Genomic DNA, 12,570 nt, shown 5'->3' with positions numbered 1-12,570 from the left:
TCAGTATCAACGAGACCCGCCGTTTATGGAACCGCCTGACCGTACACATCGCACGTAGCGCTGATCACGTGCTGAAATGGTCGGAATGGAGACGGCGCGCCCAGCAGCGAGCCCGCGAAAGCCACTACCGCAGACGCCAACCTCACAACCTGTCGTTGCAGTACTAGGCGGCGAGCCGATAACGGAGATACACCCGCGCTATACCTCCCCGGGCCGACCGCTCAGCGCACACCGCGGATCGGGATGACGGCCACCGCCGCGAGGAACATGAAGACACCGCCGGCGATGAACAACGCCATGTAGTTCCCGGCGGGCGCCCCGGGCGCGTTGGCGGCGGTGCCGACGGCGAGGAACAGCGGCGCCGTCATAGGCACCAGCAGGTTCGGGAACAGGCTGGCCACGATGAACAGCCCCATGTTCTTGGCGGCACCGCCCTTGCCCTCGGGCAGCAGGTCGGTGGCCATGGCCATGTCCACCGCGGCGTAGACGCCCTTGGCGATGCCCAGCAGTGCCACGCCCACCAGGAACACCCCGAACTCCGTGGTGAGCGCGGCGGTCAGGAAGCCCAGGGTGCCGGCCGCGCCGGAGCCCGCCACGAACACCTTGCGGCGCCGCCACCGGTCGGAGAGGTAGCCGGAGACCACGTTGCCCAGCACGGCGAGCGTGTTCTCCACCAGCAGCACCAGGAACATGACCGCGGCGACGCGCTCCGGCTCCACACCCATCCGGGTCAGCAGGAAGTAGGTCTGGTAGACGATGAGCACCGTGATGCCCATGTAGGCCAGCAGCCGGCTGAGCAGCGTCCAGGCGAAGTCGGCGTTGCCCCGCGGGTCGAACCAGAAGGAGCCGAGCAGGCCGCGCAGCGAGAACGGCGGCCGGTCCGCGTCCTGCGGCACGCGGTCCGGCAGGACCGCGCACAGCACCACCACGGCGAGCACCGCCACGCTGATGGGGGCGAGGAAACCCCACTGCGTCGACTGCGGGAAGATGTTCAGCAGCGCGGTGCCGACCGTGGTCGCCAGACCCTGGCCGACACTGAGCAGGCCGGCGATCCGGCCCCGATAGCGCACCGGGATCTGGTCGGGCAGGATCGCGGTCATCGGAGCCAGGACCGCCTGCATCGCGGCCTGGGTGATCAGCCAGCCGAGCACGAGCATCGGGATCGACTCGGCGTAGCTCACCACGACCAGCCCGCAGAGGGCCCCGACGATGCCGCCGAGCATCCACGGGCGGCGGCGCCCGAAACGGGAGCGGGTGCGGTCGCTGAGCCGGCCGAACAGCGGGTTGGCCACGATGCCGAAGGCGGCGCCGACCCCGGCCACCAGGCTCAGGGTCCCGCTGGCGCCCTCGGGGTCCAGCTCCTGCACGCGGATCGCCAGAGTGATCGCCGCGGGGGTGAGGATCGCGGTCCAGCAGGCCAGGTTGGTGAGCACGTAGATGACGACGACCGTGAGGGACAGCGTCGAACGCGTCGCGGTGGCGTCGTCGGGGAGGTCCTGGGGGGTGTCGGCGTTGATGCTCAAGAAGTCGACCCACCTTGCATCGTCGGAGGCGGCACACGGGGCCGCCGAGGGGAGGTGAGGGGAGGTGAATGCGGCGAGAACGGTGCCGGCGAGCCGCGCGGCGCGAACATCCGCGCGCGGCGCGTCCGGGCGGGGGCGGTGGCGGACCCGTGGGCGGGGAGAAGCGCCCACCCACAGGTCCGCCCCATCAGTCGCCGGGCTTCGGGAGCCGCAGGTCGAAGAGGTCCACGGCGAGGGACTCGAAGAACGCCTTCTTCTCCTCCGGAGTGACGGGCAGCCGCTCCTGCTCGGTGACCTCCTCCGGGACGTACTGGTAGGGATAGTCCATCGCGTACAGGACGCGGTCGGCGCCGATGACCTCGCGGACGAACATGATGCCCGGAATCCAGGCCATGCCGCTGGTGGTGAACCAGACATTGCGGCGCAGGTACTCGCTGGGACGCAGCTCCAGCGGCCCCACGGCCTCGTAGCGCCCGGAGGCCACCTGCCCGGCGTGCATGTAGTCCAGGCGGGAGAGCCAGAACGGCAGCGCCTCGCCGAGGTGGCCGACCACGACCCGCAAGCGCGGGAAGCGGTCGAAGATCCCGGACGTGATCATCCGCAGCAGGTGCATTCCGGTTTCCACACCGAATCCGTAGATCGCGCCGTCGAGACCCGCGTCGCGCAGCGGGCCGATCATCCGATCGCTCGGCGTGTTCGGATGCAGGTAGATCGGCACGTCGAGGGCCTCGGCGGCTTCCAGGATCGGTGCGAACCTCGGGGCGTCGATGTACTCGCCGCCGATGTGGGAGTTGAGGATCAGCCCTTTGAGCCCCAGCTCCTCCACGGCGCGCCGCAGCTCGGCGACGGCCTTGGCCGGGTCCTGGAAGGCGACGGCCGCCAGCGCGGAGAACCGCTCCGGGTGGTCGCGCACGGCCTGCGCCGCGGCGTCGTTGGCGAGGACGGCGAGGGAGTGGGCCGTGGCGGCGTCGAACACCTGGGTTCCGGGCGAGGTCAGCGCCAGCACCTGGTGATCGACGCCGGCGGCCTCCATGTCGGCCAGGCGCTCGGCGCCGAGGTCCTGCAGGCGGCGGCGCACCGAGACCGGGCGCTCGGCCGAGCTGTGCAGGTAGTGGCCCCACAGGCTCGCGAAGCCGGTGTCGCCGCCACCGCGCTCCAGCAGCCTGCGGTACTGCTCCAGCACCTCCGGCGGGGCGAAGGCCTCCTCGGTGGCGATCCGCAGGTGTCCGGCATCGCGGGCGGGTCGATTCTCGTCGGTGCTCACGCGCCGACCTCCTTGTCGAGTCGGACGTCGCGCCACCGGTCCAGACCGGGCAGGGTGGTCGCGGCGTCGTGGTGGATGACCACGGCCTGGGGCTCGGTGCAGCTCAGCAGCGAGGTCAGGCCGTCGTTGCGGCCGATGCCCGAACGGCGCATCCCGCCGTAGGGGGCACCGTCGACCGAGGCGCCCAGCCGGTGCACGTTGACGAACACGTTGCCGGAGTGCACCTGGGCGGCGACGGACTCGGCGTGCTCGACGTCCTGGCTCCACACCGAGGCGGCCAGGCCGTACTCGGTGCGGTTGGCCTCCGCGACGGCCTGCTCGTCGCCGTCGACCGGGATCACGGGCAGCAGCGGGCAGAACTGCTCGGTGAGCACCAGCTCGGAGTCGGGGGCGATGGAGCCGACGATGGCCGGGCGCACGTAGTGGCCGCGGTCCCAGGAGTCGGGGTCGATCACGATCCCGGACTCGGGGACCTCGGCCCCGGCCGCTCGGGCCTCGGCGGCCAACCGTGCGGCGCGCCGTGGACCGTCCTCGGTGGCCAGCGGCCCCAGGTGCACCCCCGGGGCGAAGGGCGGTCCGACCGTGAGCCGGGCGGTCAGCTCGCGCAAGCCGTCGAGCAGGTCCCGGTGGCGGCTGCGGTGGACGTAGATGCGCTTGATGTTCTGGCAGATCTGCCCGGAGGCGGCGAAGGCGCCGGCCAGCAGTTCCTGGAGCATGGTCTCGGTGATGCGCGCGGACTCCAGGACCAGGGCCGGGTCGTTGCCGCCGAGTTCCAGCACCAGGTTCTTGACCGTGCCCGCGGCGTCCCGGGCGACCGCGACGCCGGTGTCGATGCCGCCGGTGAAGAACACCCCCCGGATGCCGGGATGTCGGCTCAGCGCGCCGCCCGCCTCGACCCCGGTTCCCGGCACCACGTTCAGCACGCCGGGCGGCAGCTCGGCCGCGAGGGTGTGCAGTGCGGCGGTGACCGCGAGCGGCGCCTGCTCGGGGGGTTTGACCACCACGGTGCAGCCAGCGGCCAAGGCGGGGGCCACCGACTTGAAGGTGAGGAACACGGGGGCGTTCCACGGCGCGATCACGCCGACGGGCCCCAGCGGGCGGCGGCGCAGCACCAGGGTGTGCGCGGTGCGCTCGCTGACCTCGGGCTTGTCCAGCTCCCCCGCGAGCTCGGCCATGCGCCGCACCAGCCCGGCCGGGCCGTGGGCGTCGGCGTGGGCGTCGGCGGGCAGCTTTCCGACCTCCAGGGTCACCACGGGGTGCAGCCGAGGGGCGACCGCCTCCAGGGCGTCCGCGCCGCGGCGCAGGGCGTCGGCGCGTTCCGCCGCGGTGCGCGCCGACCAGTCGGCGAACGCGGACTCGGCGGCCGCCACCGCGGAGTCGACGTGCTCGGCCGTGCCGAGCGCGCACTCCCCCACCTGGCGGGAGGTGTCGGCGGGGTCCATGACCGGCAGGGTCGCCGTCCGCGGCGACGCGCCCGCGATCCACGGCCGCGCCAGGCGCCACTCCTCCGGGACCGCGGGGGCGTCGGCGCTCCCCGCGGCGTTCGACGCCGAGGCGGTCAACGGGCCTCCCAACGCTCACCGGTGACGGGGTGCGGGTAGTGGAACGGGACGACGTCGGTGGCGGGGAACAGGGCGAAGGACGGATCGATCTCGTCGGGGCCGAGGGGGTCCTCCGCGGTGGTCTTGGTGGGGATGACGTGGTTCACCGGCGCGGTGCCGGCCCAGCCCTGGTCGAAGTCGGCGTGCCAGAACGGCCGGTAGTTCAGGCGCCGGATCTTCCAGACCCCGTCCTCCACGGTGTAGGTGTTCTCGTACATGCCGGCCTCCCACCACTGGCGGAACGAGGTGTGCCCGGCCAGCTCGGGGTGGGAGTCGTGCACACCGGCCTGCATCAGGCAGCGGAACCGGGCCTGCGCCGACTGCGCGTCCTCGGCGACGCTCACCACGTCCTGCATCTGGATGTGGTCCAGCAGGAAGCCGGGGACCGGCCCGTTGCGGCCGCCGGTGAAGCGCTCGCGGAAGCGGTGGAGGTACAGCCGCTCGATGCCCTCGCGGCCGCGGTAGGTGCCGCCGAGGAAGACGACCTCCCCGTCGGAGGCGAAGAGGTCCACGACCTCTTCGTACAGGCACTTGTCCAGGTAGTAGCCGTACTGGTGGTGCAGGCTGCGGACGCTGGTGACGGCCTCCGCCACCGCCAGCCTGCGCGAGAGCTCCGCCACGGTGCTCTCCAGCCGGGCGATGCGCTCGGTGTCGGCGTCCTGGGCAGGGGTCACGGACATGGTCTCCTCCGTCATCGATGGTGCTGGAAGGGTCGGCCGCCGCAGGTCGTTGATCGGCCGTCCCGGGCGGGGTCCGCCGCAGAGGGCAGGAAGGGCTCTCGGCCAGGGGCGCCACGGACTCGGGGCGGGCGGCGCCCCCGGGGGGCGTTGGCGGCGGCGGGCCCGGCCGCGAGGCGGTTGCTCATATCGGCGATCTCACGCGACGCGCGTGCGCAGCTCGCTGTCGCTGACCCAGTTGCCGTGCAGGCCGCGACGCAGGCGGATGGGCAGGGCGACGGTGGCCACCGGCGGGGCGTCGAGGTGCTGGGCGTCGAGGATCACCAGGTCGCTGCGCATCTGCTCGTGCCTGCCGACCACGACGAACACATAGCCCTGCCCCTGGCCGGCCCGGTCGTCGCCGGGCACGAACAGCGGCTCGCCCACCGAGCAGTGGTGTCCGGCGTAGTAGACCTGCGGGGCGCGCTTGCCGGTGAGGTCGACCGTGCTGATCCACTGGAACCCCCCGCCGACGCGCTCCTGGCCGGGCACGTCGTTGAGCGCGAGCACGCCCCAACCGTAGGGCAGGGTCTCGTATCGGTCGTCCATGCGGGGGAACTCCCCCGGGTAGGGCATGAGCTTGCGTTCGGTGAAGGTGTCCGACTCCCCGCCCATGTCCACGCTCCAGCGCGAGAGGTAGCCGCGGGCCGCGTCGGGGTCCCATGGCGCGCCGGTGACGTCCGGGAAGAACGTGAAGAAGTTGCCGGTGCTCACCGGGGTGTCGATGTGGATGTTCCGGCCGTCGTCATGGGCGCCCATGATGTGGCTGGCGAACCGGTTGGGGGCGCGGAACCAGCGCAACTGCTTGGCCGTGCCCTTGCGGGGCAGCACGCCGAGGTAGACGTCCTTGTCCGGGTCCCACTTGAAGTGCGGCTCCCCGCGCTCCAGCCACTCGTGCTCGCTGCGCAGCGGGATGATCGGGAAGATCACGAAGTTCTGGGTCACCGCGAAGTCGTGCACCATGCTGGAGTAGGGCGGGGTGATCCATGCCTCGTGGACGACCTTCCCGGACGGGTCGGCCTCGTAGTAGGCGATGTCGGGGGTGGTCTCGCCCTTGGCGGCGTACCCGAAGAACACCATCTCGCCGGTGCGGGCGTCGGTCTTGGGGTGGGCGGTGCAGGTCTCGGAGGTCAGGGCCCCTTCGAAGGTGTCCTCGCCGACCGTCTCCAGGGTCATGGGGTCCAGCAGCAGGGGCGGGCTGTCCTCTTTGGAGGCGTAGAGCTTGCCGCCGTGGAAGAAGACGTTGGTGTTGGCCAGGCCGCGGCGCATGCCCTGCACCGACGGGTCGTCGGTGAGCGGGTTGCGGTAGGCGCCGAACAGCGCGCGGCCGGCCTCGTTCTCGGACTGGTAGCGCGGCGTGCGGACATAGCGGCTGCGGAAGTCCACCCGGCCCTTGTGGAACCGGAAGTACATCGCCATGCCGTCCTCGTTGAAGAAGAAGTCGTCCTCGACGGGCGAGGGCCACTGGCGGTCGCACACCACGCGGTAGTAGATGCCGCTCAGGTGCTCGGGCACCTCGCCCTGGATCACCTCCAGACCGGCGATGTCCGCCTCGACGCGCATCGGGGCCTCGAAGTCGGTGAAGTCGTTGCCGGGGAACCTGGTCATCGCACTGCGCCCTCCTGTGCGCTTCGGCCTGCCATTTCCGCAGCACAGGCCGTGTGATACACATAACAACCGGGACATGGCGGGCTCGACAAGGCCACCGCCGCCGCGTTCCCCCATGCGGAAAGGAGTTGGGGTGAATTCCGCACAACTGGCCTTGAAGGCCGTTCGACTCCTCGCCCACCGCGGGGAGCTGTCCGTCACCGAGCTCGCCGCCGAGCTCCAGATCGCCCGATCCACCGCCCACCGCGTGCTCGCCAACTGCGTGGCGACCGGCTACGCCCGCCAGGACCACGTCGGCGGCCCCTACGTCATGGGCCATGTCATCCACGAACTCGCCCTCGGCGCCACCTCGGCGGTGACGCTGCGCGACGCCGCGGCGCCGGTGCTGGTCGAGCTGCGCGACTCCCTCAACCTCACCAGCAGCCTGAGCATTCTGGAGAACCGCTCCACCCGCTTCGTGCAGTCCTTGGAGGGACGCAGCCCGCACCGCCTGAACTCCCGCCTGGGCTTGTCCTGCCCGGCGCACTGCACCTCGGGCGGTAAGGCGATCCTGGCCTACTGCTCCGAGGAGGATCTGGAGCGCCGCTATCCCACCCGCACGCTGCGGGCCATGACCGAGCACTCCATCGACGACTGGGACGAGCTGCGCCGACGACTCGACCTGGTGCGTCTGCGCGGCTGGGACACCAACATCGGCGAGTCCAACCCGGGGGTGAACGCCGTCGGGGCGCCGATCCTGGTCGGCAGCGGCGAACCGATCGCGGCGGTCAGCGTGGCCTCGGTGGCGCCCCGGCTGTGCACGCGGGCGGCGATCCTGGACGTCGCCGACGAGCTGGTCGACGCCGCCACCCGCATCCAGTCGGCGATGCGCGGAGCCCCTGTCCGCTCCCAGGACCCGCACGAACTCGGCGCCACACCCTGAGGTTTCAGAAGTTGCGTGGGGTCGTGGGCTGGGCGGGTGCCTGGTGGGTGGGTGGTCGGTGTGGGGCGAGCCTTCGCGCCCGGGCGGCGGGTGGTCCGGGTCCGCGGGCGGCCGCCGAGAGCGCGGGGCGGCCTTGGCGCCTTCATGCGCGATCCTGCCCACTCAGCCCAGGCGGAGTGGGCAGGATCGCACATCAACGCCTGCACCCGCCCGCCCAACCCCGGCCATACAGCCCGGCCACGCACCTCCCCAGGCGCGAGGCTCGCCCCACCGGGACCACCCGACCCCCGCACCCGCCGACGGCGCCCGACCATTCCCCACCCCAAGCAACTACTGCAGAGCTCAGCAACGCTGTGCACACCGTTGACCGGCGTCCGCCTGAGCGCCTAGCTTCGTGGCAGCCGTCCAGGTTCGCCTCTCCCCGGCGCCGCTCGTGGTGCGGGGATCGGAAGGGGGCTCCATGGCCCGGTTCGGTCTCGCCGGCGGTGCGCGCCGGCCGTCGAACGGCGGACGCGCCCCGGTCGGCCCTGCCGTGCCGGCCCCCGCCGAGCCGCCTCCCATGGAGCGGTCCGCCCACGAGCCCACCCCTGCGACGGCCCCCGAGGCGACCCCAGAAGCGACACTGCGCCCGGAGATCGCGCTGTCCTGGCACCGCTGCGCCATGGCGGGCCTCACCCCGCAGGACCGGCCGGACCGTGGCGCGGTCACGGACGTGAACCCGCGCCACCGGCTGCTGCGGGCGGCGGAACCGGCGTTGCGGCGGATCGGCGAAGAGCTGCGGGACACGGGCCACTGCGTGGCGCTGTGCGACCACGAGGCCCATCTCCTGGTGGTCCGCGGCGAGGACGCGGGGCCGCGTGCGATGCTGCGGGAGCGCGGCCTGGTGCCCGGACGGGCGGTGTGGGAGTCGACGACCGGCACCAACGCCATCGCCACGAGTGTGGAGCTGCGCCGAGACGTCGCGGTGCACGGCGAGGAGCACTACCTTGAGGTGTTCAAGGCGCTGAGCGGCCGCGCGCGCCCCCTCCACCACCCGGCCACCGGCAGAATGCTCGGGATCCTCGCCCTGCTCTGCCCCGCGGAGCGCGCCTCCCCCCTGGTCGCACCACTGCTGGGCCGCGCGGCGGCGGACGTCGAGCGCCTGCTGCACGAGGGCGCCGACCCCGCGGAACGAATGATGCTCGACGCCTTCCACGCCGCCACGCGGCACACCGACCGCCCGGTGGTGGCGGTGCGCCGCGACGGCGGAACCGTGCTGGCCAACAAGGCGGCGGTCGAGCTGCTCGACGGCGCCGACCACGCGCTGTTGCGGGAACTGTCCGCGGCCCCGCCGCAGGAAGGGCGCCGCACCGAGGCGCTGGAGCTGTCCGGGGAGCGCCGGGCCCGGGCCACGGTGTCGTGCGTCGCCGGCGGCCGCGGGGTGCTGGTGGAGCTGGAGCCCGACGACGCCCCCGCCGCACCCGCCGGGCAGGCGCGGCGCACGGCGTCGCGGCAACTGGAGGCCGAGCTGGCCCGGCACCGTGCGCGGCGCACGTGGGTGCTCATCACCGGCGAGCCCGGCTCGGGACGTTCCACGGTGCTGCACCGGCTCGCCGGCGACGTCCCACTGGCGGTGGTGGACGCCGCCGAGGTCCCCGAGCAGGGGAAGAGGCGTGGCTGGCCGACCTGGCGCGGCTGGCGGCGGAGCACTCCGGCCTGCTGGCGGTGGAGTCGGTGCACCTGCTGCCCGAGGCCGCCGCGGCGCGGACCGCCCGCATCATGCGAGGGCGCAACCGGTGGACCGCCATGACCGGCATGCCCGAGATCCGAAGCGGCACCCAGCGGGCGGCCTTGGCCGCGCATTGCCTAGCGCGGGTCGCCGTGGAGCCGCTCCGGGCGCTGCCCGGCATCGCCCAGGACATCCTGGCACGGCGCACCGGCGGGCGGCTGCGGCTCACGCCGGGAGCGGCGGAGAGTCTGGCGGACCACCCGTGGCCGGGCAACCTCCGCGAGCTGCACATGGTGCTGGGTGACGTCGCGGCCCGGCGCACGGCCGGGGACGTCACCGTGCAGGACCTGCCGGTCGCCTACCGCCGCAGCGGGCGCTCCCGCCGCCTCGGGCCGCTGGAACGGGCCGAGCACGACGCCATCGCCGCGGCGCTGCACGCCTGCGGGGGCAACAAGACCCGCGCCGCCGAGCACTTGGGCATCAGCCGCACCACGCTGTACCACCGCATCCGCACCCTGGGGATCACACTCCCGCCGTGATCGGGGACGCCGGGAGTCACAGGCCGCCCTTCTTCAGCTCGGCGAGGAAGCCCCGCCACTCGGGAACGGGGAAGGCCAGCGATCCATGCTCACGGTGCCGGGTGTCGCGGACGCGCACGCGACCCTGCTCGGGTGCGCACCGGCCACTGCGGGGAGTCCGGGTTGGACTTCACCACGTCGGCGTCGGCCCACTCCTGCTGCGCGGCCAGCAGCTCCGCGGCGCGCTCGGCCCCGGTGAAGTTGGGGATGCGCCCCTGGGCCCCCGGGAAGCGCGCCGCCCCCGCGGCCCGCAGCGCCGTCCAGACCTCCTCGCGGATCTCCTGCTTGGCCTGCGCGGTCTCGTCCCGCTCCTCCACCCGGTCCCCCTTCACGCACGCGTCCCGCGGGCGAGGATAGGGGCGTCCACCCGCGTTGATCTTGTAGCTATGGTCACTTTGGTGGGGCCAGGTCATCGTTGAAAGCAAGATCAACGAGGGGTGGACGGTCCGGAGAGCGGGTGGTCACGGGTGGCGGGGCCGCGGCTACAGCTCCCGGTTGCGCGCCGCGGCGAGGAAGGCCCGCCACTCCGGAGCGGGGAAGGCCAGCGATCCATACTCGCGATGCCGAGTGTCGCGGACGTGCACGCGGCCCTGGTCGGTGCGGCACTCGACGCAGTTGCCGCCGTGGCCTTCGCTGTAGGAGGACTTACGCCACGTGTGCATGGTGTGCTCCATTGATCGTGCGGATGAGGTCGACTGATGCGCTGGGAGATAGGGCCTCGGCTTGGAGTGCGCTGAACAGGGTCCTAAGGTCGCCGACGCGTTCCGGGGCATCATAGGTCTCGCCTCCCAGGGCGTGTTCCACGTAGGCGACCGTCTGCGTCTCGGTCAGGGTCAGCACGCGGAACGGAGTGCCCGGGGAAGCGACGGGTGCGGCATGGGGCAGCACTTGGATGCGGATGGTGCCTTCCAGGGACAGGGTGGTGATGTGCTCAAGCTGTTCGTGCATGAGCACCGGGTCCTGTACGCCCTGTTCTAGGCGGTGTCTGGAGTTCGGATCATGGTTGGGGTGTGATGCTGCGGAGCCAGAGCATGGCGCCGCACAGGTGCAGTCCGGCCTCGTAGCTCTGCGGGGTCTTGTCGAAGCGGGTGGCGATGCCGCGCCAGTTCCTCAGTCGGTTGATGCACCGCTCTACGGTGTTGCGTTCTTTGTACAGCGCCGCGTCGTGGCGGACCGGCCGTCCTCCGGCGCTGCCGCGCTTCGTGCGGTGCGCGGCCTAGTCGGCCTTTTCCGGGATCACGGCCCGGATCCGGCGCCTGCGCAGGTAGCGGCGGTTGCACCGAGACGAGTAGGCCTTGTCTGCGGCGACCGCGTCCGGGCGGGGCCGGCCCGTCGGCGCACCTTCACCCGGTCCAGGACGCCGGCGAACTGCGGGCTGTCGCCGGCCTGCCCGGGTGTGAGAAGGAAGGCCAGGGGGCGGCATCGCCGGTCGGCCGCGAGATGGATCTTGCTGGTCAACCCGCCCCGGGACCGCCCCAGTTCAGCGGCCGTCAAGCGGGCCCGGCGCCGTCGGCGGACCCGCCGGCGCTCAGCGCCGGGGTCGTCGCGTTGGTCGTTGTGCGGCTGTTGTCCCTTTGTGTCCCCCCTTTTTCGGAGGCCGCGGCCGCCTCCAGGGCCGCCATCTGCTCCGGGGCCAGCGCCATCCCGGCGGCGTGGTGGTGGGCCCGGGCCGTGGCCGAGTCCACGCTGACCAGGCCCAGGTCGGCCTGGCCGCGGGCGGCGGCCTCGCCGATCACCGCTTCCAGCAGGTACTGGAAGGCGCCTTGCCGCGCCCAGATCCGGAAGCGGTCATAGGCGCTCTGCCAGGGCCCGAACTCGGGTGGCAGGTCGCGCCAGGGGCTGTCGGTGCGGAACCGCCACATCACCGCGTTGAAGTGTTTCCGCAGGTCGGGAATGGGCCCGACCGCAGCGATCGGGAGATGGGGCTCGATCAGGGCCCACTGTTCATCGGTGAGATCGCCTCGCGCCATGACCCACCATCTATCAAGCCCTCGGCCCACGCGCAGGCGATCCACCAAACCCGTGATCCGAACTCCAGACGCGACCTAGTGTGGCGCCACACGTGCTCGTCCACGCCGATCGCGGTGACCCCGTCGAGCCGCGTGGGGTCGTCGCTCAAGACTCGCTTGCCCTCGGCGAGGACGGCCTCGTTGGCAGTGTTCCACGCCACCCCGAGCCCCTCAGCGACCCGGGCCACGGTCAGGTGTTGACGCACGATCCCTTCCAGCGCCCACCGCAGCCCACGGCGCGACACCTTAGCCCGCGGTTCGGCCGTGAGGGCTGGTGTCTTGGCGCCACACGTGCCCGCAGCCGGCGCACCGGTAGCGGCGGATCGTGACCAGCAACGTGGTGGGCCGCCACCCGTGTGGCTCGTGGGCCAGGCGCCGGGTCACGGTGTCCCGTGGGGTCCCTTCACAGCCGCAGCGGCGGCACCAGTGGTCAGGTGCGAGGACCCGGCACGCGAGGACCGCGCGATCAGGATCCAGTCGCTGGCCGGTGACGACGAGTCCGAGGTCGTCGAGGCGGCAGAAGGTTGTCAGATCGGGGTGGGCGAACGCATCTAAGCGGTCGCCGACGGTGGCGTCGGGCACGTGGAGGTCGTTCAGGATGAGCGTGTAGGAGCCTTTCCCTCTGGAAACCTCGACATCTA

Annotated in this window: 11 protein-coding genes and 3 pseudogenes; 3 read left to right on the top strand and 11 right to left on the bottom strand. The window is 72.2% G+C overall.

All coding sequences use genetic code 11. From position 1 onward, the window contains the following. Positions 1 to 221: 221 nt before the first annotated feature. The 5 genes from F4561_RS10585 to F4561_RS10565 form a co-directional block, all read right to left on the bottom strand. Positions 222 to 1,523 carry an MFS transporter gene (locus F4561_RS10585; protein WP_184577386.1) on the bottom strand — a complete coding sequence of 434 codons (1,302 nt, stop codon included), beginning with the start codon at positions 1,521 to 1,523 and terminating at the stop codon, positions 222 to 224. Between the two features lie 187 nt (positions 1,524 to 1,710). Then, positions 1,711 to 2,787 carry an amidohydrolase family protein gene (locus tag F4561_RS10580; RefSeq protein WP_184577383.1) on the bottom strand — a complete coding sequence of 359 codons (1,077 nt, stop codon included), beginning with the start codon at positions 2,785 to 2,787 and terminating at the stop codon, positions 1,711 to 1,713. Further along, positions 2,784 to 4,349 carry an aldehyde dehydrogenase family protein gene (locus F4561_RS10575; RefSeq protein ID WP_184577380.1) on the bottom strand — a complete coding sequence of 522 codons (1,566 nt, stop codon included), beginning with the start codon at positions 4,347 to 4,349 and terminating at the stop codon, positions 2,784 to 2,786. Before F4561_RS10575 ends, F4561_RS10580 begins: the two co-directional genes overlap by 4 nt. Further along, the gene (locus F4561_RS10570; protein ID WP_184577377.1) at positions 4,346 to 5,068 is read right to left on the bottom strand and encodes a nuclear transport factor 2 family protein; all 723 of its coding nucleotides are present in this window, start codon (positions 5,066 to 5,068) and stop codon (positions 4,346 to 4,348) included. The genes F4561_RS10575 and F4561_RS10570 overlap by 4 nt, the downstream gene beginning before the upstream one ends. A 195-nt stretch (positions 5,069 to 5,263) precedes the next feature. Next, a complete protein-coding gene (locus tag F4561_RS10565; RefSeq protein WP_184577374.1) occupies positions 5,264 to 6,712 on the bottom strand; it encodes a carotenoid oxygenase family protein in 1,449 nt (482 codons plus the stop codon). Between the two features lie 133 nt (positions 6,713 to 6,845). Between F4561_RS10565 and F4561_RS10560 the strand changes: the two genes are divergently transcribed. The 3 genes from F4561_RS10560 to F4561_RS10550 all read left to right on the top strand — a co-directional run bounded on the left by F4561_RS10560 (position 6,846) and on the right by F4561_RS10550 (position 9,881). Beyond that, positions 6,846 to 7,634 (top strand): IclR family transcriptional regulator, encoded by a 789-nt coding sequence (locus F4561_RS10560; RefSeq protein WP_184577371.1) that lies wholly within the window; start codon positions 6,846 to 6,848, stop codon positions 7,632 to 7,634. 460 nt (positions 7,635 to 8,094) lie between these two features. Further along, positions 8,095 to 9,423: a sigma-54-dependent transcriptional regulator family protein gene (locus F4561_RS10555; protein ID WP_184577368.1), complete on the top strand. Its 1,329-nt coding sequence runs from the start codon at positions 8,095 to 8,097 to the stop codon at positions 9,421 to 9,423. Between the two features lie 5 nt (positions 9,424 to 9,428). Continuing rightward, entirely contained in the window at positions 9,429 to 9,881 is a 453-nt protein-coding gene (locus F4561_RS10550; RefSeq protein ID WP_184577365.1) for a helix-turn-helix domain-containing protein, read from the top strand. 16 nt (positions 9,882 to 9,897) lie between these two features. On the opposite strand, the gene F4561_RS10545 is transcribed toward F4561_RS10550, so the two are convergent. The 6 genes and pseudogenes from F4561_RS10545 to F4561_RS10520 form a co-directional block, all read right to left on the bottom strand. Next, complete coding sequence (locus F4561_RS10545; RefSeq protein WP_184577362.1) at positions 9,898 to 9,999, bottom strand: DUF397 domain-containing protein; 102 nt, start codon at positions 9,997 to 9,999, stop codon at positions 9,898 to 9,900. Then, positions 9,971 to 10,237, bottom strand: coding sequence for a hypothetical protein (locus F4561_RS10540; protein WP_184577359.1), 267 nt, complete (start codon positions 10,235 to 10,237; stop codon positions 9,971 to 9,973). Before F4561_RS10540 ends, F4561_RS10545 begins: the two co-directional genes overlap by 29 nt. 165 nt (positions 10,238 to 10,402) lie before the next feature. After that, complete coding sequence (locus F4561_RS10535) at positions 10,403 to 10,582, bottom strand: DUF397 domain-containing protein (RefSeq protein ID WP_184577356.1); 180 nt, start codon at positions 10,580 to 10,582, stop codon at positions 10,403 to 10,405. Next, positions 10,566 to 10,886: pseudogene (locus F4561_RS10530) on the bottom strand (Scr1 family TA system antitoxin-like transcriptional regulator); the annotation flags it as partial. The gene F4561_RS10535 and the pseudogene F4561_RS10530, both read right to left, overlap by 17 nt. Positions 10,887 to 10,917: 31 nt before the next feature. Next, positions 10,918 to 11,890: pseudogene (locus F4561_RS10525) on the bottom strand (IS5 family transposase). A gap of 74 nt (positions 11,891 to 11,964) precedes the next feature. After that, positions 11,965 to 12,511: pseudogene (locus F4561_RS10520) on the bottom strand (transposase); the annotation flags it as partial. Between the last annotated feature and the right edge of the window lie 59 nt (positions 12,512 to 12,570).

This window comes from Lipingzhangella halophila (genome assembly GCF_014203805.1).
In the GTDB taxonomy this organism is placed as follows: domain Bacteria; phylum Actinomycetota; class Actinomycetes; order Streptosporangiales; family Streptosporangiaceae; genus Lipingzhangella; species Lipingzhangella halophila.
Note: the sequence above shows the minus strand (reverse complement) of the source record. Positions and strands in the feature narration are given on the sequence as shown.

Bases quoted from the DNA above. Each gene is read 5' to 3' on its own strand.
- F4561_RS10570 (WP_184577377.1), bottom strand. From the start codon at position 5,068: ATGTCCGTGACCCCTGCCCAGGACGCCGACACCGAGCGCATCGCCCGG.
- F4561_RS10535 (WP_184577356.1), bottom strand. From the start codon at position 10,582: ATGCACACGTGGCGTAAGTCCTCCTACAGCGAAGGCCACGGCGGCAAC.
- F4561_RS10550 (WP_184577365.1), top strand. From the start codon at position 9,429: ATGCCCGAGATCCGAAGCGGCACCCAGCGGGCGGCCTTGGCCGCGCAT.
- F4561_RS10555 (WP_184577368.1), top strand. From the start codon at position 8,095: ATGGCCCGGTTCGGTCTCGCCGGCGGTGCGCGCCGGCCGTCGAACGGC.
- F4561_RS10565 (WP_184577374.1), bottom strand. From the start codon at position 6,712: ATGACCAGGTTCCCCGGCAACGACTTCACCGACTTCGAGGCCCCGATG.